The following is a 24940-nucleotide window of genomic DNA, read 5'->3' on the forward strand; positions in this document are numbered from 1 at the left end:
AGACCAGCGAAGCACCGCCATCGCGCCCTGCGACGCGACCACGCCCGACCTGCCGGTCGGCAGATGATCGCGGCCGGGTATTTCCTTCTTCTCAGCGCGGCGCTGCACGTTCTGGGCAGCGTCCTGTCGGGCTTCAGTCCGGTCGGGCTGTTCCTGCTGTTCCCCGCCGTGCTCTATACGGGGTTCTTCTTCGGCCTGCGCGCCGCGCTCGTCTGGGTGGCCTGGCTTGCGCTCGTCTGCATGCTGGGCGGCATGGCAGGCACGGCGCTGGAGCTTGCCAAAGCCTCGACGGTTCCGGATTGGATCCTGGTCGGTGTGCTGATCGCCGATCTCGGCGCGGCGGTGATGCTGGTCCGGGCGCTCTGGCCGGCGCGGGCCGGCTGAGCCAGGGCCGGGCCGGGCGGACTGCGCCCCCTGTCCCCGCGACGCTATTCCACCTCGTAGGGCAGGATCCCCCGGTGATCGGGCGCGATGGCGAGCGGGCGCTCCAGCGGCGGTACCGAGCGCTGATGGCATTCGCGGCGCTCGCAGATGCGGCAGGAGATGCCGATCGGCTCGAAGGCCTCGGCGCGGGTCACGTCCAGCCCGTCCGCATAGACCAGCGCGCCCGCATGGGTCACTTCGCAGCCCAACGCGATGGCATAGCGGCGCACGGGCGCATCGAAATGCCCGCCGGGCTTCGAGACGTCCCGCGCGAGGCTGATATACCGCACCCCGTCGGGCGTTTCGGCCAGTTGCCGCAGGAAGCGGCCCGGCGTCTCGAAGGCGCGGTGCACGTTCCATAACGGGCAGGCGCCGCCGAACCGGGCGAATTGCAGCCGTGTGGCGGAATGGCGCTTGGTGATGGTGCCGGCCTGATCGACGCGCACGAAGAAGAAGGGGATGCCCTTGGCGCCCGGCCGCTGCAGGGTCGACAGCCGGTGCGCCACCTGTTCGATCGAGGCATGGAACCGCGCCGAGAGCAGTTCGAGGTCGTGCCGCACCTCCTGCGCCGCTGCGAGGAATGCCCGATAGGGCATGAGGGCAGCGCCGGCGAAGTAATTGGCCAGACCGATCTTGGCGATGGCGCGCGCGCTGTCGGACTGGAAGCGTGCAAGATCGAGCGTCGCCTCCAGAAGCTTGTCGTGCTGGATCAGCGCGAGTTGCAGCAGCAGCTGGAAGGTCTGCGTCTCGGGCGGCACCAGCGCCGAGATATTGAGCCGCCTGAGCGCGGGATCGTAATGCCGGAGCGTGGTGTCGCGTAGAAAGCGCGTCTCGATGCCGAGGCCCGCGAAATGCTGGACCAGCGCGCGGCGCGGATCCTCGCCCTTTTGCAGCAGTTTCGAGGCGTTCTCGCCCGCGCGGTCCACCGGATCGATGTAATTGTCGCAATAATGAAAGAAGTCGCGCACCTCTTCCCAGGGTGAGGGCGCGAGCTGCGCGCCCTCGCGCCCCAGCGCCTCGTCGAGCGAGGCCAGCCGCTCATGGGTCTGGCGGTAGGCGCGGTGCAGTTCCAGGAAGGCCCGGGCGAGCGACGGGGCGTTCGATGCGGTCAGCCGCAGATCGGCCAAGGGGGCGGTGTCGGTGAAGACCGGATCGGCCAGCGCCTCGCGCATGTCGGTGATCAGCCGCTCCGCATCGCCCTGGCCCAGCTCGGTCACGTCGAAGCCGAATTCCTGCGCCAGCGCCAGCATCACCGTCGAGGAGACCGGGCGATTGTTGTTCTCCATCTGGTTGAGATAGGGCAGGGAGACCCCCAGCTTGGCGGCGAAATCCTTCTGGGTCAGGTTCAGCCGCTGGCGCAATTCGCGCAGCTTCGCCCCGGCATAAAGTTTCTGTTGAGCCATGTCGCGCCGCCTTTGCAAAAGTGCTGACGCAAGTTTGCAAAAAGATCAGGCCCGGTCCAGCCGGTTCAGCTGCCGTTCGCGGCGGATCACCACGACGATCGACACGACGCCGAGGATCGCGGTGCTCATCTGCAGCCACAGAAGCGGCCAGGGCCCGGTGCCGGGCTGCAGCAAGAGCCCCGCCAGCGCCGACATCGCCGCGCCAAGCCCGATCATGATCGCCCCCGCAAGGCCCGAAGCCGTGCCCGCCAGATGCGGCCGGACGGACAGGGCGCCCGCCGTGGCATTGGGGATCGTCATGCCGTTGCCGATGCCGACGAAACACATGAAGCCGAAGAAGGACGCGGCCGAGCCCTGGCCCAGGGCGAAGATGAGCATCGACGCGCCGATGCCCGCCCCGTTGATCAGCGCGCCGATCAGCACCATCCGGTTGACGCCCACATCCTGGCTGAACCGCCCCGAGAGGTAATTGCCCATGAAATATCCCACCGCCGGGATGCCGAAATAGATGCCGAGCTGCGCGGGTGTCAGCCCGAAGACTTCCGAGCCCACGAAGGGCGCGCCGCCGAGATAGGAAAAGAACGCCCCCGACGACATGCCCGCCGCCAGCGCGTAGCCCCAGAAGCGCGGCGAGCGGAAGAGTTCGGGATATTCCCGGAATTGCTGGATCAGCGTCAGCCCCGAGGGCCGCGCGGTCTCGCCGAGGTCGCGCCAGGCCAGCCAGAACAGCGCCAGCCCGAGGATCAGCAGAAGCCAGAAATTGGCCTGCCAGCCGAAGACCTCGTCGAGCACGCCGCCGATGGCCGGGCCGATCATCGGCACCACCGCCATGCCCATGGTGACATAGCCGATCATCGAGGCCGCCTGGTTCTGCGGGACCATGTCGCGCACCACGGCCCGGCTCAGCACCATCGCGGTGACGATGGCCGCCTGCATCATCCGGAAGCCCAGAAAGACCCAGATATCGGTGGCCAGCACGCAGCCGAGCGTGGCAAGGCAGAAGACCGCGATGCCGCCCAGGATCACCGGGCGCCGTCCCATCTTGTCCGAGATCGGCCCCACGAGGACCTGCAGCACCGCGTTCACCGCCAGGTAGACCGCCACCGACAGCTGGATCAGCCGGTATTCGGTGTCGAAAAATGCGGTCATCTTCGGCAGGCTCGGTAGGAAGATGTTCATGGCCAGCGCCGAGATTCCCGCAAGCAGGATCAGGGTGGCGATATGCGGTGGGCTCGTCCGGTCGAGAAAGCGGACGCTGTTGCGGTGGTCCATGGCAAGCGATCTAGGCAAGCGCGGCGGCAAAGTCCATTGGCGCGACATCGGCCCGGGGCCCGTTCCCGCGCGCGTGCTTCGCAATATTGCAATTAGCGATCCGCACGTTTTCCATTATTTGCAAATTTGCGGTATTTTTCTTGTCGCCTGCACCGGCTTTTGGCAAAGCGGAGGGGACCGGACCAGGGAGCGGGCGATGAAAGACATTCTTCAGGTACTCGAGAACCGGCGCGCCGAGGCGCGTCTCGGCGGCGGCGAAAAGCGCGTCGATGCCCAGCACGCCAAGGGCAAGCTGACCGCGCGCGAACGGATCGACCTGCTGCTCGACGAGGATTCTTTCGAGGAATTCGACATGTTCGTCGCTCATCGCTGCACCGATTTCGGCATGGAGAAGAACCGCCCCTACAGCGACGGCGTCGTCACCGGCTGGGGCACGATCAATGGCCGCATGGTCTACGTGTTCAGCCAGGATTTCACCGTGCTCGGCGGTTCGGTCTCGGCGACCCACGCGCAGAAGATCTGCAAGATCATGGACATGGCGATGCAGAACGGCGCGCCGGTGATCGGCCTGAACGATTCGGGCGGCGCGCGCATCCAGGAAGGCGTCGACAGCCTCGCGGGTTACGGCGAGGTCTTCCAGCGCAACATCATGGCCTCGGGCGTGGTCCCGCAGATCTCGGTCATCATGGGCCCTTGTGCGGGCGGGGCGGTCTATTCGCCGGCGATGACCGACTTCATCTTCATGGTGAAGGACAGCTCCTACATGTTCGTCACGGGGCCGGACGTGGTGAAGACCGTCACCAACGAGGTCGTCTCCGCCGAAGAACTGGGCGGTGCCACGACCCATACCCGCAAGTCCTCGGTCGCCGATTGCGCCTTCGAGAACGATGTCGAGGCGCTGGCCGAAGTGCGCCGCCTAGTGGATTTCCTGCCGCTCAACAACCGCGAGAAGCCGCCCGTGCGGCCCTTCTTCGACGAGCCCGGCCGCGTCGAGGCCTCGCTCGATACGCTGGTGCCGGAAAACGCCAACACGCCCTATGACATGAAAGAGCTGATCCACAAGGTCGCCGACGAGGGCGATTTCTACGAGATCCAGGCGGAATTCGCGAAGAACATCATCACCGGCTTCATCCGCCTCGAAGGGCAGACAGTGGGCGTGGTGGCGAACCAGCCGATGGTGCTCGCGGGATGCCTCGACATCGACAGCGCGCGCAAGGCGGCGCGCTTCGTGCGCTTCTGCGACGCCTTCGAGATCCCGATCCTGACCTTCATCGACGTGCCGGGCTTCCTGCCGGGGACCGGCCAGGAAGTGGGCGGCGTCATCAAGCACGGCGCGAAGCTGCTCTTCGCCTATGGCGAAGCCACGGTGCCGAAGGTGACGGTCATCACCCGCAAGGCCTATGGCGGCGCCTATGTGGTGATGTCCTCCAAGCATCTGCGCGGCGATTTCAACTATGCCTGGCCCACCGCCGAGATCGCGGTGATGGGCGCCAAGGGCGCGACCGAGATCATCCATCGCGCCGATCTTGGCGATGCCGAGAAGATCGCGGCCCATACCGCCAGCTACGAGGACCGCTTCGCCAATCCCTTCGTCGCCGCCGAACGGGGCTTCATCGACGAGGTGATCCAGCCGCATTCGACCCGGCGCCGGGTGAGCAGGGCCTTCGCGGCGCTGCGCGGCAAGAAGCGCCAGAACCCGTGGAAGAAGCACGACAACATCCCGCTCTGAGGTGATTCGCTGCGTCCCGGGCAGATATGCGGATTTCTGCGCAGATTCGAGCGGATTGAGGAATAAATGACCACTTTACCGACCATATGGCTAAAAATCGGGCTTGATGTGTCGCTGCGCATTGGTCACTCTCCGACCAACCGCTTAAGGGCTGAGCATCACGCGAATGATGTGCGCCCGGCCCGGGTTGCGCAAAGCGCGCCCGGTGCGACAAGCGCACAAGACGCGGGTTCGTCCCGCCTTTCGGCAGCCCCGGCGGGAGGAGCCCGGAAACGGGGCCAGGGCTGCCACCCCCTTTCACCGATCATGTCGCCGCGCGGGATGCCCGGCATGGCCCGTCTCGCGGCCGGTCTCGCCTTGCTGCTGCCCGGCGCGGCTGCCGCGCTCGAGGAGCCGATCCCCCTGCCATCGGGGCTCGTCGCGGATTTCCAGGAATTGCGCATCGAGACGCGCGAGGGGCAGGGCGCCCTGGCGCGCTTCCGCTTCGTTGCCCAGAACCTCGGCGAGACGGCGCCCGACCTGGACGTGCTCTCGGCGGATATGGACTTTCTGTGCGACCAGGTCGCGCTGCCCTCGATCCCGGTGGAATATCCCGATCCCGGCCAGATCGTCATCTCGATCGGCGCCGCGCCGACCGAGTTCGGCGTCTCCCGCCCCGACATCCTGCAGGTCTTCGAATCCTATCGAATCGAAGAGGATCGCTGCATGTGGGAGGCCTTTTGATGCGCCCACAAGATATTGTTTTTCCATACGGTCTTGCCCCGGTCTTTGCGTCTTTCCGACCACAAGTGGCGGGCCTTCGCCGGTCGAGATGTATTTGCCCGAACAATTCGGCTATGCTCGCCCGCGGTTGCCTCCAAGGAACCGATACCAAGACCAATCACGGGCCGATGGCTGAGGCAGCGTTTCGCCCGTACCACGGAAACAGGAGACAGAAATGTCCAAGAGCATCAAGCTTCTCGCTCTCTTCGGCTTCGTCACCACGCTGGCCGCTTGCGGTCAGCAGTCGACCGAAGAAGAGTTCATCATTGTCGAGCCGGAGCCGATTTCGGTCGAGCCCGTCTACACCGGCAAGTACAAGTAAGAACGACCGGGGGCGGGCCTTCGGGGCCGCCCCCTTCGCGCCGCGCATTGCGACATGGCTCTCCGCAGCGACGGGGGCGCGCCCATGATCAAGCATCGCGGCTTTCCCGGCCGGCTGCCGGGCACCGATTTCCAGTTCACCCTGCGCCGCGCCAACCCCAAGGGGGCGACGCCGATCATCCGGCGCGATCGCTTCGCCGATCGCCGGGCGCCCGACAAGCGGGCGGATCTGTGGTTCATGGCGGCGCTGTGGGACCATTTCGGCACCGAACCCTTCGAACGCGGCAACCTCGATGCGGGGCGTCTGTCCTGGCTGTTCGGGCGTGAAGTGCTGGCCTTCGACGACCCGTTCGATCCCACCGATTACGAGGCGCGGCTCATTATCGACGAGCGCGCCGCCCGTGCGTCCTTTCCCGACGCCATCGACGGGGATCTTTGGGCATGAATATGCCGATGATCGCACACTTTAAGCGGGAAAAGGCCGATTTCCGCTCAGGCGATTTTTCGCGCTTTTCCGCGAGGATTTCGCGTGCCAACGTTTGGATGTCCCCAAAGGGGTCGCACCCGGTGAGGCGGTCTTGCACGCTTTCATCTCACCGTTACCCTTCCCCTACCGGGCGGTTCAGTCCATCCCCGAACTGGCCGCCCGGTCTTTTCCCTCACACCGCCGGAGCAATCCGAGATTTTGCGCTGGAAACCGCCGAAACGAATGCATCTTGCGTTTTTCGGTGGAACTCCGCTCATGTCGCGGATGTTATCCCGGTACAGCAAAAACAAGTATCTCCGAGGGAGCACAACTCATGCGACATCTTGCGAAAATCTCCGCCGTTCTGGCGCTGTTCGGCCTTGCGGCCTGCGGCGACACGCTGGGCGAACAGGCCCTCATCGGCGGCGCCGTGGGCGCGGGCACCGCGGCTGCGGTCGACGGCGACGTCACGACCGGTGCGGTCGTGGGGGCGGCAGGCAACGTCGCCTATTGCCGGACCTATCCGGAACGCTGCTGATCGCATCGGGCGCGCCCTAGCGCCCGCACCATCGCATCATGCAATCGAGGCCACGCGGGCATTGCGCCCGGGTGGCCTTTTTCGTGGGACAGAGCCTGCGGGGCGCGGCCCCGTCCGGATAGCTGAAAAGGGACAGCCATGTTCAAGAAGATCCTGATCGCCAACCGCGGCGAAATCGCCTGCCGCGTCATCAAGACCGCGCGCGCCATGGGCATCAAGACCGTGGCCGTCTACTCGGACGCCGACAAGAACGCGCTGCATGTGGAGATGGCCGACGAGGCCGTGCATATCGGCCCGCCGCAGGCGAACCAGTCCTATATCGTGATCGACAAGATCATGGACGCCATCCGCCAGACCGGGGCCGAGGCGGTGCATCCGGGCTACGGCTTCCTGTCCGAGAACCCGAAATTCGCCGAGGCGCTCGAGAAGGAAGGCGTGGCCTTCATCGGCCCGCCCAAGAAGGCCATCGAGGCGATGGGCGACAAGATCACCTCGAAGAAGATCGCCCAGGAGGCGGGCGTGTCGACCGTGCCCGGCTATATGGGCCTGATCGAGGACGCCGAAGAGGCGGTGAAGATCTCCAATGACATCGGCTACCCGGTGATGATCAAGGCCTCCGCGGGCGGCGGCGGCAAGGGCATGCGCATCGCCTGGAACGACGACGAGGCGCGCGAGGGCTTCCAATCCTCCAAGAACGAGGCGGCCAGCTCCTTCGGCGACGACCGTATCTTCATCGAGAAGTTCGTGACCCAGCCGCGCCATATCGAGATCCAGGTCCTGGCCGACAGCCATGGCAATTGTCTCTATCTCAACGAACGCGAATGCTCGATCCAGCGCCGCAACCAGAAGGTCGTCGAAGAGGCGCCGTCGCCGTTTCTCGACGAGGCGACGCGCAAGGCCATGGGCGAACAATCCTGCGCGCTCGCGCAAGCGGTGGGCTACACCTCTGCCGGCACGGTCGAGTTCATCGTCGACGGCGACAAGAACTTCTACTTCCTCGAGATGAACACCCGCCTGCAGGTGGAACACCCGGTGACCGAGCTGATCACCGGCATCGACCTCGTGGAGCAGATGATCCGCGTGGCCAATGGCGAGGAACTGGCGCTCAAGCAATCCGATATCGGCATCAACGGCTGGGCCATCGAGAACCGGCTTTACGCCGAAGACCCCTATCGCGGCTTCCTGCCCTCGATCGGGCGGCTGACGCGCTACCGTCCGCCCACCGAAGGCCCGATGGGCGACGGCATCGTGCGCAACGATACCGGCGTTTTCGAGGGCGGCGAGATCTCGATGTATTACGACCCGATGATCGCCAAGCTCTGCACCTGGGGCAAGGATCGCGCCACCGCGATCGAGACCATGCGCAACGCGCTAGACAGTTTCGAGGTGGAGGGCATCGGGCACAACCTGCCCTTCGTGGCCGCGGTGATGGATCATCCGAAGTTCATCTCGGGCGACATGACGACGGCTTTCATCGAAGAGGAATATCCCGGCGGCTTCGACGGCGTGACCCTGGGCGAAGAGGGACAGCGCCGCGTCGCGGCCGCCGCCGCGGCGATGAACCGGGTGGCTGAAATTCGCCGCGCGCGCATCTCGGGTACCCTCGACAACCACGAGCGTCACGTCGGAGACAACTGGAATGTCGCCCTGCAAGACGCTGATTTCGATGTGACAATCGCGGCCGACCACGATGGCGCGACGGTGCGCTTCGCCGATGGGGCCGAGCACCGGATCACCGGCGACTGGACCCCCGGCGATCAGCTCGCCTGGATGCAGGTGGACGGCGCGCCGCTGGTGATGAAGGTCGGCAAGATCTCGGGCGGTTTCCGGATCCGCACGCGCGGGGCGGACATGAAGGTGCATGTGCGCACGCCGCGTCAGGCCGAACTCGCGCGCCTGATGCCGGTCAAGGAGGCGCCGGACACCTCGAAGATGCTGCTCTGCCCGATGCCGGGTCTTCTGGTGAAGGTGAACGTGGCCGAAGGCGACGAGGTGCAGGAAGGCCAGGCGCTCTGTACGGTCGAGGCGATGAAGATGGAGAACATCCTGCGCGCCGAGCGCCGGGGCGTGGTCTCCAAGGTCAATGCGGGTCCGGGCGACAGCCTGGCCGTGGACGACGTGATCCTGGAGTTCGAGTGATCCGATGACGTGGGCGGGCGCGACATATGGCGGGGCAGGGACGGCGCGATGCGCGCCGGCCCGCTACCGCGTCGTGCCCTGCTGGTCGCGGATTTCCTGCTGGCGCGCCGGCAGCTTGTCGATCGACCGCGACAACTCGCGCACATCCCACGGGAAGGGCTTGCGCAGCACGCGGGTGCCGTCCTTGGCGATCAGCACCAGCATGAAGCCCCGCGGGCGCAATTCGCGCCGGATCGCACCGTCGGCGGCGGGATCGGTATCGGTCAGCACGATCACGTCCCGCCCCTCCAGCGCGTCCATGCGGTCGGTGATGAACTGCATCTGCTGGACATACCGGGGATCGGCGGCGTTATCGGCGAACACGACCAGCGGCCGCTTGAGCCAGCGGAATTCCTCGAGGCTGCGACCCTCGGCGCTCTGGATCAGGCCGGGTTCGTCTTCGGTCGCGGCGCCATCGGCGGCAAGGACCGACGTGGCGGAGAAGGCGGGCAGCGCGGCGACGAGCGCCAACGTGGTCAATAATCTTTTCATGTTTGCAGATATATGCGGGATCGGCCGCATTTCTAATGCTCGTTCGACCGCGAACATCAAAATATCGGCAATTAATCAGGGGATAACGTCTCAGGCCCTAGAATATCGCCCGAAAGCAGCGGCAAGGACGGGCGCGGACCATGGACATCATCCTGCATCTCGGGGCGCATCGCAGCGCCTCGACCAGCTTCCAGCGCTACATGCGCAGCGTCGGCGCGGAGCTGAACAGGCAAGGCACGGGCTTCTGGGGGCCGGGCCGGACGCGCAAGGGCCTGTTCCACCGCATCGACAGCCGCGATGCCCGCGACCGGGACCGGGGCCGCGTCCAGCTGGCGCTTGCCGGGGCGGCGCAGCGCGGCGCGGCGAGGCTGGTGATCTCGGACGAGAACATGATCGGCACGATGCGCCGCAACATCGCGCGCGCCGACCTCTATCCCGATATCGGCGAACGGCTGGCGCGGTTCCGCGCGGCCTTCGGCCCGGTGAAACGGGCGCATCTGCAGATCCGCGCGCTCGATCTCTACTGGGCCTCGGCGCTGGCCTTCTGCCTGCCGCGCGGCATGCCGCTGCCCCGGACCGAGGGGCTGCAGGCCATGGTGCAAAGCGCGCGGGGCTGGCGTGGCGTGATCGAGGACATGGCCGCGGCTTTGCCCGAGACCGAGATCACCGTGACGCCTTTCGAACGGTTCGCGGGCCAGCCAGACCGGCTGCTCGCGGCGATGACCGGGCTGGCACAGGTGCCCCGCGACGGGCTCAGGCCCTGGGTGAACCGCGCGCCGGATCTCGCCACGCTCAGGTGCGTGCTGACCGACCGGGGGGAACCTGCCATGGCGCTCGGCTTCGGAGAGGGACGCTGGATGCCCTTCCTGCCCGATCAGGCCGCCGCCCTGCGCGAGACCTATCAGGACGATATCTACTGGCTGCGCGCCGGGGCCATGGGCCTTGCGCGCTACGAGGACGCGCCCGAGGGGGCCGAACCGGCGAAGACCGGGCTGCCCGCGGCGCAAGCAAGAGGACCGACCGATGAAACCGACCACCGACGATTGGCGGGCGCTGGCTGAGAAGGAACTGAAGGGCCGCAGCCTCGACAGCCTGACCTGGCACACGCTCGAAGGCATCGACATCAAGCCGCTCTATACCGAAGAGGATGTGAAGGACCTGCCGCATCTGGGCTCCGTCCCGGGGCTGGAGCCGTTCACCCGCGGCGTGAAGGCCACGATGTATGCGGGCCGGCCCTGGACCATCCGGCAATATGCGGGCTTCTCGACGGCGGAGGAGAGCAACCGCTTCTACCGCCGCGCGCTCGATGCAGGGCAGCAGGGCGTCTCGGTGGCCTTCGATCTGGCCACCCATCGCGGATATGACAGCGACCATCCGCGCGTGGTCGGCGATGTGGGCAAGGCCGGTGTCGCGATCGATTCGGTCGAGGACATGAAGGTGCTCTTCGACGGCATCCCGCTTGATCAGGTCTCGGTCTCGATGACGATGAACGGCGCGGTGATCCCGGTCCTGGCGAGCTTCATCGTCACCGGCGAAGAGCAGGGCCATGATCGCGCGCTCCTGTCGGGCACGATCCAGAACGACATCCTGAAGGAGTTCATGGTCCGCAACACCTACATCTACCCGCCCGAGCCTTCGATGCGGATCATCGCGGATATCATCGAATACACCTCGGCGGAAATGCCGAAATTCAACTCGATCTCGATTTCCGGCTACCACATGCAGGAGGCCGGGGCGAACCTCGTGCAGGAGCTCGCCTTCACGCTTGCCGACGGCAAGGAATACGTGAAGGCCGCGGTTGATCGCGGCATGGATATCGATAAGTTCGCGGGCCGGCTGTCGTTCTTCTTCGCCATCGGCAAGAACTTTTTCATGGAGGCCGCGAAACTGCGCGCGGCGCGCATGCTCTGGCACCGGATCATGACCGATCTCGGCGCGAAGAACCCCCGCTCGAAGATGCTGCGCACTCATTGCCAGACGAGCGGTGTCAGCCTCGCCGAACAGGACCCCTACAACAACGTCATCCGCACCGCCTACGAGGCGATGTCGGCGGTCCTCGGCGGCACGCAATCGCTGCACACCAACGCGCTCGACGAGGCGATGGCCCTGCCCACCGATTTCTCCGCCCGCATCGCGCGGAACACGCAGCTCATCCTGCAGGAAGAGACTGGCGTGACCAATGTGGTCGATCCGCTCGCGGGCTCCTATTACGTGGAGAAGCTGACCCACGATCTGGCCGAGGCCGCCTGGGCCATGATCGAGGAGGTGGATGAGATGGGCGGCATGACCAAGGCCGTCGAGTCGGGCATGCCCAAGCTCCGGATCGAGGAGGCCGCGGCGCAGCGCCAGGCCAAGATCGACCGCGGCGAGGACGTGATCGTCGGCGTGAACAAGTACCGGCTGGCCAAGGAAGACGATCTCGACATTCTCGATATCGACAATGCCAAGGTCCGCGACAGCCAGGTCGCGGCCCTCGAACGCATCCGCGCCAGCCGCGACCAGGCCGCCTGCGATGCGGCGCTGGCGGAACTGGAACGCCGCGCGAAAGAGGGCGGCAATCTTCTCGAGGCAGCGGTTGAGGCAGCGCGCGCGCGCGCCAGCGTGGGAGAGATCTCGATGGCCATGGAAAAGGTATTCGGGCGCCACCGCGCCGAGGTGAAGACGCTGGCGGGTGTCTACGGCGCGGCCTATGAGGGCGACGAAGGCTTCGCCGCGATCCAGAAATCGGTGGAGGATTTCGCCGAGCAAGAGGGCCGGCGCCCGCGCATGCTGGTCGTGAAAATGGGCCAGGACGGGCATGACCGCGGGGCCAAGGTGATCGCCACGGCCTTCGCCGATATCGGCTTCGACGTGGATGTGGGACCCTTGTTCCAGACCCCCGAAGAGGCTGCGCAGGACGCCATCGACAACGATGTGCACGTCATCGGCATCTCGTCGCAGGCGGCGGGCCACAAGACGCTGGCACCGCAGCTGATCGAGGCGCTGAAGGCCGAAGGCGCGGACGAGATCCTGGTGATCTGCGGCGGCGTCATCCCGCAGCAGGATTACGACTTCCTGAAGAAGGCGGGGGTGAAGGCGATCTTCGGGCCGGGCACGAACATCCCCGAGGCCGCGCAGGACATCCTTAAGCTCATCCGCGCAGCGCGCGCCTGAGCGCCCTTGCCGGCCGTCGGGCAAATGGCGGCCGGTCGCCGGAAGAACGTTTTTTCGGAAAGGTGAAGCACAGGGCGCGGCACGCTCTTTCCGTAGCCGGTCCCGGGCGGCCGGCGCCGGGTCCGAGGTCCGGCAAACAAGTCGCACTTGACCGGCGCCGCGATCATCCGGTCGGTCCACCCCGCGCCGCCGCGTCTATCGGTTTCAAGGCCGCCTCTGGGCGGCGCGGGGCTTCACCTTTCACAGGGCTCGGGTCGCCACCCTGCCATGCGGCCTCAGGCTTGCACGCAATGGTTTACGATCCATAAAGAATGGCGCGCCGAAGCCCCGATCGGGGATGCGCGGCCCCTGGCTTCATCTTTCCGAAACGTCGCCCGGGAGTGGATTGGCCGCTTGCGGCCAAGAGAGGGCAGCGCCCTCTGGCCTGCCCGATGAAGCCCCGCTTCATCGGGCCAGACATGGGCGGGCGCTATGCGCCCGCGCCGCCGGATCAGGGAATGATGCGGGTGTATTTCGAGCCTTCGAGCGTCGCGCCAAGCCGCAGGCCCGCCTGGCCGAACACCACCGCGATGACCGGTGCGGTCGAGGTCAGCGTCTCCGCGGCCAGCGTCTCGCCGCCTTCGGGGATCGCGTATTCCACGTTGGCGCCCGCCGACCAGCCCGGCGAACGGCGGAAATTCATCAGCGATTCCTGGGTCATGAAGAACAGCACATGGGCGTATTGCTGCGCGCCGATCTGCAATCCCCCCGAGGCCTTGGCGACCGAATAGTAATCCACCGTCACGCCGCCCACGCGCAGCGCCCCGCGTCCGAAGGCGCCGCCGAAGCCGAGCCCGGCCTCGGTCACCAGCGGCATCACCAGGATGCCCGAGGACTTGTCGCGCAGCTGGGTCGTGCCGGGATAGGTCCGGTAGAGGGTGGCCAGCGTCGAATCCACGCGCGCGTCGATGACGGCGGCATTGTTCGTGCCCACGCCGTTGTTGCAGGCGGCTGTCAGCCCCGTGGCGCCAAGCGCCAGGGTGAAGCCGCGTCGGGTCAGTTGTGTCATTGTACCGCTCTTTGTTTTGTGCCTGATCTCGTGCCTGATATGTCGGGCGCTGCCCGCAGCCGGTCTGCCGCCGGTTGATGCGCAAACTACCGCCCATGGGCGGAAATGTCACCCGATATTGGGCGCTTTCGGCGTGAAACCGCTATCCGTTGAGGAGTTTCGCGGCTGCCGGCGCGAAATAGGTCAGGATGCCGTCGCAGCCCGCGCGGCGGAAGGCCATCAGGCTTTCCATCATCACCCGCTCTCCGTCGAGCCAGCCGCGTTCCGCGGCGCCGCTCAGCATCGCGTATTCGCCCGACACCTGGTAGGCGAAGGTGGGCGCGCCGAAGGCTTCCTTCACGCGCGCGCAGATGTCGAGATAGGCCATGCCGGGCTTGACCATCACCATGTCCGCCCCTTCCGACAGATCGCGCGCGACGAGCCGCAGCGCCTCGTCGCCATTGGCCGGGTTCATCTGGTAGGTGGTCTTGTCGCCCTTGAGCGCGCCCGAGGCGCCCACCGCGTCGCGGAAGGGCCCGTAAAAGGCCGAGGCGTATTTCGCCGCATAGGACAGGATGCAGACGGTATCGAAGCCCTCGGCCTCGAGTGCGGCGCGCATCGCGCCGATCCGTCCGTCCATCATGTCCGAGGGCCCGATGATGTCGGCCCCCGCGCGCGCCTGGCTCAGCGTCTGTTTCACCAGCGCCTCGACGGTGCGGTCGTTGACGATCACCCCGTCCTCGACGAAGCCGTCATGGCCGTCGATATTGTAGGGGTCGAGCGCCACGTCGGTCATCACCGCGATGTCCGGCACCGCCTCCTTGATCGCGCGGGTGGCCCGGTTCGACAGGTTCTCGGGGTTCCAGGCCTCGGCGCAATCGGCGGTCTTGAGCGCCGGATCGGTATAGGGAAAGAGGCAGATCGCCGGAATGCCCAGGGAATGGGCCTCGCGGGCGGCGGCGACCACGCGGTCCACCGACAGCCGGTTCACCCCCGGCATCGAGGCGATGGGCTCCGCCACGTCCTCGCCGTCGCGCACGAAGACCGGCCAGATGAAATCCGACGGCGCGAGCGTGGTTTCGGCCACCAGCGCGCGCAGGGCGGGCGACTTGCGGGTGCGGCGGAACCGGGTGGCGGGGAAGGGGGCGTGGAGGGGCTGCATGGGCGGGCTTTCGGTCTGGAACTCTGCCCGCTCTTGATGTCCGCTCGGGGCGGCCAAGTCCAGCCCCGCGCCGGACCTGCGCCGCGGCCACACTCATCGCGGCCCTGCGCCCGCTCCCTCTGGGCAAGCCCCGCATCGGGCGCTAGACAAGGCCGGAACATCCATGGGTCGGAGCCTGCTTTGGACTGGCATCTCAAAGTCTTCGAAGTCATCGACATGCGATCCTTCTCGAACCTGTGGTTCTGGATCGCGCTGGCGGTGATGTGGTCCTCGGCCAGTCACTGGGTGCTGGGCGTGCCCTTCGACATGGTCAGCCGCGCCGCCAAGAACGGCGGCCAGGCCGAGATCGACCTCGAGGATCTGGTGCGCATCAACGCCAACCGCATCCTGTTCATCGCCGCCGAGGCGGGGCTCTGGCTGACCGGGCTCGGCGCGTTTGTGCTGTCCATGCTCGCCATTTCGGGCTTCGGCTTCGGCGTGGAGCTTGCCCAGGCGCTGTTTCTGCTGGGCATGCCCATGTCCCTGGTGGCGCTTCTGAGCACGCGCACCGCCGGCCTGATCCGCGAAGGCGCGCTGAAGGGGCCCGACCTGCGCCGCCGCCTTTCGCGCCACCGGGTCGCGGTGCAGGCCATCGGCATGGTGTCGATCTTCATCACGGCGCTGTGGGGCATGTACCGGAACATGTCGGTCGGTCCTTTCGGCGGCTGAGCGTCGGTGACTTGACGCAGACCGCGGGCCGGGCCATTTGCCCACCCCATGGCAGGTGACACACAGATCAAGATGGGCGGCGCGCCGGAAGGCTTCGACGCCACGCTGGTGCTTCGCGAGGTGGCGAAGGCCGAAGGCCCGGTCATTTTCGTGGCGCGCGACGATAAGCGGCTCACGCGCATGGCCGAGGCGCTGGCCTTCTTCGCCCCGGACATGCCCGTCCTCTCGTTTCCGGCCTGGGATTGCCTGCCTTACGACCGGGTCTCGCCCAATGCCGATATCTCCGCCGCGCGCATGGCGACGCTGGCGGGGCTCGTCCATGACATGCCCCGGCGGTTCGTCCTGCTGACGACGCTGAACGCTGCGACCCAGCGCCTGCCCGCGCGCGAGGTGCTGCGCGAGGCCGCCTTTACCGCCACGGTCGGCAGCCGCATCGACGAGGAGGCGCTGCGCACCTTCCTCGTTCGCATGGGCTTCAGCCAGGCCCCCACGGTGATGGAGCCCGGCGATTACGCCATCCGTGGCGGCATCATCGACGTCTATCCGCCGGGCGAGGGCGGGCCGGTCCGGCTCGATCTCTTCGGCGACGTGCTGGACGGGGCGCGGCGCTTCGATCCCGCGACCCAGCGCACCACCGACAAGCTTTCGGCGGTGGAATTCGCGCCGGTCTCCGAGGTCATCCTCGACGAGGCCGCGATCACCCGCTTCCGGCAGAATTACCGCATCGAGTTCGGCGCCGCGGGCACCGACGATCCGCTCTACGAGGCGGTGAGCGCCGGCCGCAAGCACCAGGGCATCGAGCATTGGCTGCCGTTCTTCCACGAGCGGCTGGAGACCCTGTTCGACTACCTGCCGGGCGCACCGGTGCTGCTCGACGATCAGAGCACGCCCGCGCGGATCGCGCGCTGGGACCAGATCGCCGATCAATACGAGACCCGCCGCCTCGCCCTGCAGGAAAAGAAACGGCTGGATTCGGTCTACAAACCCGCGCCGCCGGGCCTGCTCTATCTCGACGAGGCGGCCTGGGACGCCGCGGTCGCGGGCCGCCGGCAGGTGCAGTTCTCGCCTCTGCCGCAGGCCTCGGGGCCCAACACGGCGGATGCCGGCGGCCGGCTCGGGCGCAATTTCTCGCCCGAGCGGCAGCAGGAAAGCATCAGTCTTTTCGGCAGCTTGGCGGGACATGTTAAGAAAAAGCTCGAAGATGGACCGGTGGTCATCGCGTCCTATTCGGAAGGCGCGCGGGAACGGCTGACGGGCCTCATCGAGGATGAGGGTCTCGGCGAGGTCATCGAGATCGAGAACGGCACCCGCATCGGCAAGCGCGGGCTTTACGTTGCCGTCTGGGCGCTGGAGCACGGCTTCGAAGGCCCCTTCGGCGAGGGCCGCGCGACCTTCATCTCCGAACAGGACGTGCTGGGCGACCGGCTGATCCGCGCCCCAAAGAAACGCCGCCGGGCGGAGAATTTCCTGACCGAGGTGCAATCGCTCAGTCCCGGCGATCTCGTGGTGCATGTGGACCACGGCATCGGGCGCTTCCAGGGGATGGAGGTGATCGAGGTCACCAACGCCGCCCATGAATGCCTGACGCTGGAATATGCCGAGGGCGCGCGGCTTTACCTTCCGGTCGAGAACATCGAGCTTCTGTCGCGCTACGGCCACGAGGAGGGGCTGCTCGACAAGCTGGGCGGCGGCGCGTGGCAGGCCAAGAAGGCCAAGCTGAAAGAGCGCATCAAGGAGATGGCCGACCGGCTGATCCGCATCGCCGCCGAACGTGCGCTGCGCAAAGCGCCGGTGCTGGACCCGCCGCAGGGTGCTTGGGACGCCTTCCTTGCCCGCTTTCCGTACCAGGAGACCGACGACCAGCAGCGCGCCATCGAGGACGTGATCGCCGACATGACCAGCGGCCAGCCCATGGACCGGCTGATCTGCGGCGATGTGGGCTTCGGCAAGACCGAAGTGGCCCTGCGCGCGGCCTTCATCGCCGCCATGTCGGGCGTGCAGGTCGCGGTGATCGCGCCGACCACGCTGCTCGCGCGGCAGCATTACAAGAACTTCGCCGAACGCTTCCGCGGCTTTCCGCTGGAGGTGCGGCCCCTGTCGCGCTTCGTCAGCCAGAAGGACGCCAATACCACGCGCGAGGGCCTGCAGAAGGGCACCGTGGACATCGTCGTGGGCACCCATGCGCTTCTGTCGAAATCAGTGAAGTTCCAGAATCTCGGCCTCGTGATCGTGGACGAGGAGCAGCATTTCGGCGTCGCCCACAAGGAACGGCTGAAGGCGCTGCGTTCGGACGTGCACGTGCTGACGCTGACCGCGACGCCCATTCCGCGCACGCTGCAACTCTCGCTTTCGGGCGTGCGGGACCTGTCGATCATCGGCACGCCGCCCGTCGATCGCCTCGCCATTCGCACCTATGTCAGCGAGTTCGACGCGGTGACGCTGCGCGAGGCGCTGCTGCGCGAGCATTATCGCGGCGGGCAGAGCTTCTATGTCTGCCCGCGCATCGCCGACCTGCCCGAGATCGAGGAGTTTCTGCGCGAGCAGCTGCCGGAGCTGTCCTACGTCGTGGCCCATGGCCAGATGGCCGCCGGTGAGCTCGATGACCGGATGAACGCCTTCTACGACGGCAAGTACGACGTGCTTCTGGCCACCACCATCGTCGAATCGGGCCTCGATATCCCCACCGCGAACACGATGGTCGTGCACCGCGCCGACATGTTCGGGCTGGCGCAGCTGTATCAGATCCGGGGCCGCGTGGGCCGCGCCAAGACGCGCGCCTATGCCTATCTGACGACAAAACCGCGCGCCAAGCTGACCGCCACGGCGGAAAAGCGTCTGCGGGTCCTGTCCTCGCTCGACACGCTGGGGGCGGGCTTCACGCTGGCGAGCCAGGACCTCGATATCCGTGGCGCCGGCAACCTTCTGGGCGAAGAGCAATCGGGCCAGATGCGCGATGTGGGCTACGAGTTGTACCAGTCGATGCTGGAAGAAGCGATTGCCAAGATCCGCTCGGGCGAGACCGAGGGCCTCCAGGATTTCGACGAACAATGGTCGCCGCAGATCAATCTCGGCGTGACGGTGATGATCCCCGAGGATTACGTGCCCGACCTCGACGTGCGGCTCGGGCTCTATCGCCGCCTGTCCTCGCTGACCACCAAGGTGGAGCTCGAGGGCTTCGCCGCGGAGCTGATCGACCGCTTCGGCAAGCTGCCGAAGGAGGTGAACACGCTGCTGCTCATCGTGCGCATCAAGGCCATGTGCAAGCGCGCGGGCATCTCCAAGCTCGATGGCGGGCCGAAAGGGGCCACGATCCAGTTCCATAACGACAAGTTCGCGGCACCCGAAGGGCTGATGGATTTCCTCAACGCCCAGAAGGGCTTGGCCAAGGTCAAGGACAACAAGATCGTGGTGCGCCGCGACTGGAAGGCCGACCGCGACAAGATCCAGGGTGCCTTCGCCATCGCCCGCGATCTCGCCGAAAAGGTGCGCGACGCGAAGAAGGCGCGCAAGACCAAGGCGGAAAAGGCCCGGGCCTGAGCCTGCGCGGAGGCCCGCACCCCCCGACTTAGGTCGCATATCTCCGGCCCGGCCCCGTTTGCGAGATTCCCTAACGTCAACGTAGGGAGGAACGTCGATGCTCGATACAACTGCAAGCGATCAGACCCAAGCGGTCCTGGACGATTTGAACGCGGCACTCGCCAATGGCGATGCCAAGGCCGTGGCGGCGCTGTTCACCGATGACAGCTTCTGGCGCGATCTGGTCGCGGTCACCTGGAACCTGAAGACGGTCGAAGGCCCGGGCGGGGTCGAGGACATGCTGAACCACCAGCTGGCCTCCTCCGGATTGTCGGATTTCAGGGTCCAGGAGGGCGAAATCCCCGCCGAGGACGGTGGCGTCATCACCGCCTGGATTCATTTCGAAACCGGCACGGGACGCGGCGAAGGCCTGATGCGGATCCGCGACGGCAAGATCTGGACGCTGCTGACCGCGCTTTACGAGCTGAAGGGCTTCGAGGAGCCCAAGGGCGCCGGCCGCCCGCTCGGGGCCAAGCACGGGGCCGACCCGACCGAGAAGACCTGGCGCGAGAAGCGCGAGGAGGAGATGCAGACGCTGGGCTACGACACCCAGCCCTATACGCTGATCATCGGCGGCGGGCAGGGCGGCATCGCGCTCGGCGCGCGGCTGCGGCAACTGGGCGTGCCGACGATCATCATCGAGAAGAACGACCGCCCCGGCGACAGCTGGCGCAACCGCTACAAGTCGCTCTGCCTGCACGACCCGGTGTGGTACGACCATCTGCCCTATATCAAGTTCCCCGAGAACTGGCCGGTCTTCGCCCCGAAGGACAAGATCGGCGACTGGCTCGAGATGTATACCCGGGTGATGGAGCTGAATTACTGGGCCAGGACCGAGGCCAAGTCGGCGTCTTACGATGCGGCCAAGGGCGAATGGACCGTGGTGGTGGACCGCGACGGCGAGGAGGTCACGCTGCACCCCAAGCAGCTGGTTCTCGCGACCGGCATGTCGGGCAAGATGAACAAGCCGTCCTTCCCCGGCGAGGACAGGTTCAAGGGCGAGATCCAGCATTCCTCGGAACATCCCGGCCCCGATGCCTACAAGGGCAAGAAATGCGTCGTGGTGGGGTCGAACAATTCCGCCCATGATATCTGCGCCGCCCTCTGGGAAGCGGGCGCCGACGTGACCATGGTCCAGCGCTCGACCACCCATATCGTGCGCTCGGACACGCTCATGGATATCGGCCTCGGCGCGCTTTATTCCGAGGAGGCGGTCGCGGGCGGCGTGACCACCGAGAAGGCGGACATGATCTTCGCCTCGCTGCCCTACCGCATCCTGCACGAGTTCCAGATCCCGCTCTACGAACAGATGAAGGAGCGCGACAAGGAGTTCTACGAAGGGCTCGAGAAGGCGGGTTTCCGGCTCGATTGGGGGGCGGACGGCTCGGGGCTCTTCATGAAATACCTGCGGCGGGGCTCGGGCTATTACATCGACGTGGGCGCGAGCCAGCTCATCATCGACGGCAAGATCAAGCTCGCCCATGGGCAGGTGAAGGAATTCTCCGAGACCGGCGTGGTGCTGGAGGACGGCACCGAACTGCCCGCCGATCTTGTGGTGCTCGCCACGGGCTACGGCTCGATGAACGGCTGGGCGGCGGACCTGATCTCCCGGGAGGTTGCGGACAAGGTCGGCAAATGCTGGGGGCTCGGTTCGGACACGCCCAAGGATCCCGGACCCTGGGAGGGCGAGCAGCGCAACATGTGGAAGCCCACGCAGCAGGAGGCGCTGTGGTTCCATGGCGGCAACCTGCACCAGTCGCGGCATTACTCGCTTTACCTGGCGCTGCAGCTGAAGGCGCGGATGGAGGGGCTGGAGACGCCCGTCTACGCGCTGCAGGAAGTCCACCACAAAGGGTAAGCCCGGAAGGGGTTTCGCCGCGCCTCGCGCGCGGCGACCGGCGGGGGGCTGTCGCCCCCCGTTTTTTGCGCGCCTGCCGGGGCGGGTGTGCGGGCGGCGCGGACGGCAAGGCGTATTTGGAAAGAGGCAAGAGCAGGCAGGCGGGGTGCAGGGCCTGAGCCGCGAGGCGGCCTCGAGGTCTCGAGCCCGGGGCGGAGAAGGCGGGTGCCCGGATCAGGGGCGTGGCGCGGCGGGTCAGGGAGATTTTGCGTATTTGGAAAGAGGCAAGCGCAGGGGGGGGGGCTGTCCGGTCGGGCCGGGATGGAGTTCCGGCTTCGGAAGCCTTGGGCGGAGAAGGATGTCGCCCGGATTGGAGGGCGCGGCGCGGCGGCGCGGAGGGACTTCACGTATTTGGGAAGAGGCAAGCGCAAGAGAGGGGCGCTGCCGTGCGCCGCGATGCGGCGGCGGGGCCTGCGGGAGCCGTGGGCAATGAAGGCCGGCGCCCGGTGGATGCAGTGGGCGCGGCGGCGGGGGGGAGTTTACGTATTTGGAAAGAGGCAAGCGCAAGAGAGCGGGCGCTGCCGTGGGCCGCGTTGCGGCGGCGGGGCCTGCCGGAGCCGTGGCCGGTGAAGGCCGGCGCCCGGTGGGTGGAATGGGCGCGGCGGCGCGGGGGCGCCGCGGCATGGGGCGCGGCGCGGGCTTTTGTTGCGCGGGAGTGCGGCAGGCGCGCGCGGGGACCGGGCCCCCGCGCGTTGTCCCGTCAGGCGCGGCGGCGGCGGCGGCCTCCGGCGCGGCCGCCTTCGAGGGCGGCGCCGGGCACGCGGTTGAACTTGATCCATTCCGCGCCCGAGGGATCGTTGTCGGTCAGGAAGTTGGCGGCCCGGATGGCCTCCATCTCCTTGCCCGGGCGCGGCTTGGTGGAGCCGAGGCCGAAGAGCTGGCAGAAGGTCTCGTCATCCATGTCCGCGGGCAGGGCGATGCCCGCCGCCTCGACCTCGGCGCGCTTCTCGGCGATCTTGGCGGGGCCCACGGGCAGGGCGACGGGGTTCATGATGGCGCTCGTCATGCCGCTGGCCATGGCCATGGGCAGGAAGGCGTTGTTGATGCCGTGGCGGTTGGGCAGGCCGAAGGAGATGTTCGACGCCCCGCAGGTCGTGTTCACGCCCAGCTCCTCGCGCAGGCGGCGGACCAGGGTGAAGACCTGCAGGCCCGCCGTGCCCATCGCACCCACCGGCATGACCAGCGGATCGACCACGATGTCATGGGCCGGGATGCCGTAATCGGCGGCGCGCTCGACGATCTTCCTGGCCACGTTGAACCGCACTTCGGGGTCTTCGGAAATGCCGGTATCGTCGTTCGAGATCGCCACCACGGGCACATTGTACTTCTTGATGAGCGGCAGGATCTGCTCGAGCCGTTCTTCCTCGCCGGTCACCGAATTGACCAGCGGGCGGCCATGGGCCACTTCGAGGCCTGCCTCGAGTGCGGCCGGCACCGAGCTGTCGATGCAAAGCGGCACGTCGACGAGGCCCTGTACGAGTTCCAGCACCTGGCGCATCAGCGGCGGTTCGGTCTCGTTGGGATTGGGGTTCGAATTGTAGACCACGCCCGCATTGACATCGAGCACGGTGGCCCCGGCCTCGACCTGGGCCACGGCGTCCTTCTCGACGGTGGAGAAATCGCCCGCTTCGAGCTCGGCGGCGAGTTTCTTGCGGCCCGTCGGGTTGATCCGCTCGCCGATCACGCAGAAGGGCTGGTCGAAGCCGATGATCGCCGTCTTCGTCTTGCTCTCGAGGATGGTGCGGGTCATGTGGGATATGCTCCTGTTTCGTCTGTGAGGCGCGCGAGCGCAGGCTCGAGCGCGGGATCGGTGAAATCTTCGAGCGTCAGATGGGCGCCCGCCTGCCGCAACGCGTGATCGTCGAGGCTGGAGCGGATGCCGATCGTGTAGGCGCCCGAGCCGCGGGCGGCGCGCGCGCCCGACGGGCTGTCCTCGAAGGCGAGGGCGCGGTCGGGCGTCACGCCGAGACGGCGCATCGCCTCCTGGTAGGGCAGGGGGTCGGGCTTGGCACGGGCGCATTCGCCGCCGATGACGAGTTCCTGCGCGTGGTCCGAAAGCCCGAGCGCGCTCAGCATCGCATGGGCGTTGTCGCGCGGCGCGTTGGTCACGATGGCGATGCTCCAGCCCGCCGCTGTCGCGCGCGTCATGAGCGCCGCCGCGCCGGGCATAATCGGCGCCTCGATGCGGGCGAGCCGGTCGCGGAACCGCGCCTCCTTCTCGTCGGACAGCGCATGCGGGTCCTCGTCGGGAAACGCCTCGGAGAAGATCGCGACGTTCTCGCGGCCATGGATGTGGCGGTAGTAATCCGCGGCCTCGAAGGGCCTGCCGCGCTCGCGATAAAGATCGCCGAAGACCTCGACATGGATCGGATCGGAATGGATCAGCGTCCCGTCGAGGTCGAAAAGCAAAGCGGCAGGCATGCAGTCTCCGATCAGCGGCTGGCGCGGTGCGGCGCGGCGCCCAGGTGACCCGCCGCCCAATCCGCGCTCGCCTTGATGCCGCCCAGCGGGAAGACATGCGCGCCCGCGATCAGGCTGCCCGGGTGGGCGGTCTTGTGCCGGGCGAGATCGGCGGCCACGTCGTCGGGCGTGTAGGGCAGGACGAGCTTGGTGACATCCATCGCGCGCTTCTGCAGCACCCGCAGGGACGGGCCGACACCGCAGGTGATGGCGAACTTGATCAGCGTCTGCAGCTTGGCAGGCCCGGCAAGCCCCACATGCACCGGCAGGTGCACGCCGTTGGCCCGAAGCCGCTCGGTCCAGTCGATGATCGGCTGCGCCTCGAAGGCGAACTGGGTGGCCATGGCCATCGCCGCATCGGTACGCTCGGAGAAGGCCTGTTTCCAGCGCGCGGCGTCCATGACGGCCTCTTCGCCGCCCGAGATGTCGATGTCGCGATTGCCTTCGGGATGGCCCGCCACGTGCAGATGGGTGAAGCCCGCGCGGTCGAAAAGGCCGGTTTCCAGCAATTGCATGGAGCTGTCGAATGCGCCCCGGGGCTCGGACACGCCGCCTGCGAGGATCAGGCCCTGGGTGATGCCCGCCGCGTCCTGGTAGCGGGCGATCCAGTCCGCCAGCATGGCCTTGTCGGCGATGATGCGGGCGGGAAAATGCGGCATGACCGCGAAGCCGTCCCGGGCGAGGCGGCGTGCGGTGGCGACCATCTCCTCGATCGGGGTGCCGTCGATATGAGCGATGTAGATGCGCGTGCCGGGCGCGAAGAGCGCGGTGAAATCCTCGATCTTCTCGGCGGTGCGGGGCATGACCTCGACCGAATGTCCCGCGAGGAACGCGCCGATATCCCCGTGGGCCGGGGCGGGTCTGGTCTTGGTGCGGAAGGGAAGCAGGGCCATTAAAAACTCCGTCGCGCGCCCGAACGATCTACGCCCGGCCATGATTGTCGATCAGCGCCTTCAGCCGGGCCTGATCATAATCCGCCTCGATGCGCCGCGCCTCGGACGCGGCCACTTCGGCGGGGGTGCCATCCACGGAATAGGGATCGGCCTTGCGCCATTCGGCGAGATAGGCATCGGTCTCGGCCGCGCCCGATTTCATCGCGGCGCGGTCGATGGCCTGCTCGAACCGCTCGGGCAGCTGCACCTTGTCGGCACGCCGGCCCTTGCCCACGATCACCTGGGCGGGGATATCGCGCCAATAGACGATGGTGACCTCGGGCATGTGCGGCTCATCCTTTTCCGTAACGCTTCCCTAACGCGAGAGCTGTGCATCGCGGCGTCGATTTTCGACCCTCGATGTCTCCTGCGCGACGTCCTTCATAAATAGAGCCTGCGCGCGGAGATCACCACAGCGGGGGAGTGGAAAACCCCTCACCT

General features: G+C 66.7%; 21 protein-coding genes. 12 read left to right on the forward strand and 9 right to left on the reverse strand.

Translation table 11 applies throughout. The annotated features are described in order from the left end of the window. Positions 1-63: 63 nt before the first annotated feature. The gene (locus BW990_RS07720; protein ID WP_076446695.1) at positions 64-384 is read left to right on the forward strand and encodes a hypothetical protein; all 321 of its coding nucleotides are present in this window, start codon (positions 64-66) and stop codon (positions 382-384) included. Between the two features lie 44 nt (positions 385-428). Here the strand turns inward: BW990_RS07720 and BW990_RS07725 are convergent, their stop codons facing one another. After that, on the reverse strand, positions 429-1826 hold the full coding sequence (locus tag BW990_RS07725; RefSeq protein ID WP_076446697.1) for a helix-turn-helix domain-containing protein: 1398 nt from the start codon (positions 1824-1826) through the stop codon (positions 429-431). Between the two features lie 45 nt (positions 1827-1871). After that, a complete protein-coding gene (locus BW990_RS07730) occupies positions 1872-3098 on the reverse strand; it encodes a multidrug effflux MFS transporter (protein WP_076446699.1) in 1227 nt (408 codons plus the stop codon). A gap of 196 nt (positions 3099-3294) precedes the next feature. On the opposite strand from BW990_RS07730, the gene BW990_RS07735 reads away from it, so the two are divergent. The 6 genes from BW990_RS07735 (at position 3295) to BW990_RS07755 (ending at position 9053) form a co-directional block, all read left to right on the forward strand. Beyond that, entirely contained in the window at positions 3295-4827 is a 1533-nt protein-coding gene (locus BW990_RS07735; RefSeq protein WP_076446701.1) for an acyl-CoA carboxylase subunit beta, read from the forward strand. 330 nt (positions 4828-5157) lie between these two features. Beyond that, positions 5158-5550: a DUF6497 family protein gene (locus BW990_RS07740; RefSeq protein WP_076446703.1), complete on the forward strand. Its 393-nt coding sequence runs from the start codon at positions 5158-5160 to the stop codon at positions 5548-5550. 214 nt (positions 5551-5764) lie between these two features. Beyond that, entirely contained in the window at positions 5765-5911 is a 147-nt protein-coding gene (locus BW990_RS22075; protein WP_200798033.1) for a hypothetical protein, read from the forward strand. A gap of 84 nt (positions 5912-5995) precedes the next feature. Next, positions 5996-6355, forward strand: coding sequence for a hypothetical protein (locus tag BW990_RS07745; RefSeq protein ID WP_076446705.1), 360 nt, complete (start codon positions 5996-5998; stop codon positions 6353-6355). 355 nt (positions 6356-6710) lie between these two features. Continuing rightward, positions 6711-6914 (forward strand): hypothetical protein, encoded by a 204-nt coding sequence (locus tag BW990_RS07750; RefSeq protein WP_076446707.1) that lies wholly within the window; start codon positions 6711-6713, stop codon positions 6912-6914. A 138-nt stretch (positions 6915-7052) separates the two neighbouring features. Next, entirely contained in the window at positions 7053-9053 is a 2001-nt protein-coding gene (locus tag BW990_RS07755; RefSeq protein WP_076446709.1) for an acetyl-CoA carboxylase biotin carboxylase subunit, read from the forward strand. Between the two features lie 63 nt (positions 9054-9116). Here BW990_RS07755 and BW990_RS07760 read toward each other — a convergent pair whose 3' ends face one another. Continuing rightward, positions 9117-9584 (reverse strand): DUF4174 domain-containing protein, encoded by a 468-nt coding sequence (locus BW990_RS07760; RefSeq protein WP_076446711.1) that lies wholly within the window; start codon positions 9582-9584, stop codon positions 9117-9119. 140 nt (positions 9585-9724) lie between these two features. Here BW990_RS07760 and BW990_RS07765 point away from each other — a divergent pair, with 140 nt between their 5' ends. Next, complete coding sequence (locus tag BW990_RS07765; RefSeq protein WP_076446713.1) at positions 9725-10645, forward strand: hypothetical protein; 921 nt, start codon at positions 9725-9727, stop codon at positions 10643-10645. After that, a complete protein-coding gene (scpA, locus tag BW990_RS07770) occupies positions 10608-12737 on the forward strand; it encodes a methylmalonyl-CoA mutase (protein WP_076446715.1) in 2130 nt (709 codons plus the stop codon). Before BW990_RS07765 ends, scpA begins: the two co-directional genes overlap by 38 nt. A gap of 490 nt (positions 12738-13227) precedes the next feature. On the opposite strand, the gene BW990_RS07775 is transcribed toward scpA, so the two are convergent. Together BW990_RS07775 and hemB are read right to left on the reverse strand one after the other, a co-directional pair. Further along, positions 13228-13785 (reverse strand): lipid-binding SYLF domain-containing protein, encoded by a 558-nt coding sequence (locus BW990_RS07775; protein WP_076446717.1) that lies wholly within the window; start codon positions 13783-13785, stop codon positions 13228-13230. 142 nt (positions 13786-13927) lie between these two features. Further along, positions 13928-14926, reverse strand: a complete 999-nt coding sequence (gene hemB / locus BW990_RS07780; RefSeq protein WP_076446719.1) for a porphobilinogen synthase — start codon at positions 14924-14926, stop codon at positions 13928-13930. Between the two features lie 180 nt (positions 14927-15106). Here hemB and BW990_RS07785 point away from each other — a divergent pair, with 180 nt between their 5' ends. The 3 genes from BW990_RS07785 to BW990_RS07795 all read left to right on the forward strand — a co-directional run bounded on the left by BW990_RS07785 (position 15107) and on the right by BW990_RS07795 (position 21068). Further along, a complete protein-coding gene (locus tag BW990_RS07785) occupies positions 15107-15634 on the forward strand; it encodes a component of SufBCD complex (RefSeq protein ID WP_076446721.1) in 528 nt (175 codons plus the stop codon). 48 nt (positions 15635-15682) lie between these two features. Next, entirely contained in the window at positions 15683-19171 is a 3489-nt protein-coding gene (gene mfd, locus BW990_RS07790) for a transcription-repair coupling factor (protein WP_076446723.1), read from the forward strand. A gap of 97 nt (positions 19172-19268) precedes the next feature. Continuing rightward, entirely contained in the window at positions 19269-21068 is a 1800-nt protein-coding gene (locus tag BW990_RS07795; RefSeq protein WP_076446724.1) for an NAD(P)/FAD-dependent oxidoreductase, read from the forward strand. A gap of 739 nt (positions 21069-21807) precedes the next feature. Here the strand turns inward: BW990_RS07795 and BW990_RS07800 are convergent. Genes BW990_RS07800 through BW990_RS07815 form a run of 4 tightly spaced genes read right to left on the reverse strand, consistent with a single transcriptional unit; the run spans position 21808 to position 24785 of the window. Then, positions 21808-22857, reverse strand: coding sequence for a methyltetrahydrofolate cobalamin methyltransferase (locus BW990_RS07800; protein WP_076446726.1), 1050 nt, complete (start codon positions 22855-22857; stop codon positions 21808-21810). Next, entirely contained in the window at positions 22854-23528 is a 675-nt protein-coding gene (locus tag BW990_RS07805) for an HAD family hydrolase (RefSeq protein WP_076447123.1), read from the reverse strand. Before BW990_RS07805 ends, BW990_RS07800 begins: the two co-directional genes overlap by 4 nt. Before the next feature lie 11 nt (positions 23529-23539). Beyond that, complete coding sequence (locus BW990_RS07810; RefSeq protein ID WP_076446728.1) at positions 23540-24460, reverse strand: methylenetetrahydrofolate reductase; 921 nt, start codon at positions 24458-24460, stop codon at positions 23540-23542. A gap of 28 nt (positions 24461-24488) precedes the next feature. After that, a complete protein-coding gene (locus BW990_RS07815) occupies positions 24489-24785 on the reverse strand; it encodes a virulence factor (protein ID WP_076446730.1) in 297 nt (98 codons plus the stop codon). Positions 24786-24940 lie beyond the last annotated feature (155 nt).

It is taken from the genome of Roseivivax lentus (assembly GCF_900156805.1).
Lineage (GTDB): Bacteria > Pseudomonadota > Alphaproteobacteria > Rhodobacterales > Rhodobacteraceae > Roseivivax > Roseivivax lentus.

What these genes read in the sequence shown, in the direction of transcription:
- BW990_RS07720 (WP_076446695.1), top strand. Translation starts at nt 64, where the DNA reads ATGATCGCGGCCGGGTATTTCCTTCTTCTCAGCGCGGCGCTGCACGTT.
- BW990_RS07725 (WP_076446697.1), bottom strand. Translation starts at nt 1,826, where the DNA reads ATGGCTCAACAGAAACTTTATGCCGGGGCGAAGCTGCGCGAATTGCGC.
- BW990_RS07730 (WP_076446699.1), bottom strand. Translation starts at nt 3,098, where the DNA reads ATGGACCACCGCAACAGCGTCCGCTTTCTCGACCGGACGAGCCCACCG.
- BW990_RS07735 (WP_076446701.1), top strand. Translation starts at nt 3,295, where the DNA reads ATGAAAGACATTCTTCAGGTACTCGAGAACCGGCGCGCCGAGGCGCGT.
- BW990_RS07740 (WP_076446703.1), top strand. Translation starts at nt 5,158, where the DNA reads ATGGCCCGTCTCGCGGCCGGTCTCGCCTTGCTGCTGCCCGGCGCGGCT.
- BW990_RS22075 (WP_200798033.1), top strand. Translation starts at nt 5,765, where the DNA reads ATGTCCAAGAGCATCAAGCTTCTCGCTCTCTTCGGCTTCGTCACCACG.
- BW990_RS07745 (WP_076446705.1), top strand. Translation starts at nt 5,996, where the DNA reads ATGATCAAGCATCGCGGCTTTCCCGGCCGGCTGCCGGGCACCGATTTC.
- BW990_RS07750 (WP_076446707.1), top strand. Translation starts at nt 6,711, where the DNA reads ATGCGACATCTTGCGAAAATCTCCGCCGTTCTGGCGCTGTTCGGCCTT.
- BW990_RS07755 (WP_076446709.1), top strand. Translation starts at nt 7,053, where the DNA reads ATGTTCAAGAAGATCCTGATCGCCAACCGCGGCGAAATCGCCTGCCGC.
- BW990_RS07760 (WP_076446711.1), bottom strand. Translation starts at nt 9,584, where the DNA reads ATGAAAAGATTATTGACCACGTTGGCGCTCGTCGCCGCGCTGCCCGCC.
- BW990_RS07765 (WP_076446713.1), top strand. Translation starts at nt 9,725, where the DNA reads ATGGACATCATCCTGCATCTCGGGGCGCATCGCAGCGCCTCGACCAGC.
- scpA (WP_076446715.1), top strand. Translation starts at nt 10,608, where the DNA reads ATGAAACCGACCACCGACGATTGGCGGGCGCTGGCTGAGAAGGAACTG.
- BW990_RS07775 (WP_076446717.1), bottom strand. Translation starts at nt 13,785, where the DNA reads ATGACACAACTGACCCGACGCGGCTTCACCCTGGCGCTTGGCGCCACG.
- hemB (WP_076446719.1), bottom strand. Translation starts at nt 14,926, where the DNA reads ATGCAGCCCCTCCACGCCCCCTTCCCCGCCACCCGGTTCCGCCGCACC.
- mfd (WP_076446723.1), top strand. Translation starts at nt 15,683, where the DNA reads ATGGCAGGTGACACACAGATCAAGATGGGCGGCGCGCCGGAAGGCTTC.
- BW990_RS07795 (WP_076446724.1), top strand. Translation starts at nt 19,269, where the DNA reads ATGCTCGATACAACTGCAAGCGATCAGACCCAAGCGGTCCTGGACGAT.
- BW990_RS07800 (WP_076446726.1), bottom strand. Translation starts at nt 22,857, where the DNA reads ATGACCCGCACCATCCTCGAGAGCAAGACGAAGACGGCGATCATCGGC.
- BW990_RS07805 (WP_076447123.1), bottom strand. Translation starts at nt 23,528, where the DNA reads ATGCCTGCCGCTTTGCTTTTCGACCTCGACGGGACGCTGATCCATTCC.
- BW990_RS07810 (WP_076446728.1), bottom strand. Translation starts at nt 24,460, where the DNA reads ATGGCCCTGCTTCCCTTCCGCACCAAGACCAGACCCGCCCCGGCCCAC.
- BW990_RS07815 (WP_076446730.1), bottom strand. Translation starts at nt 24,785, where the DNA reads ATGCCCGAGGTCACCATCGTCTATTGGCGCGATATCCCCGCCCAGGTG.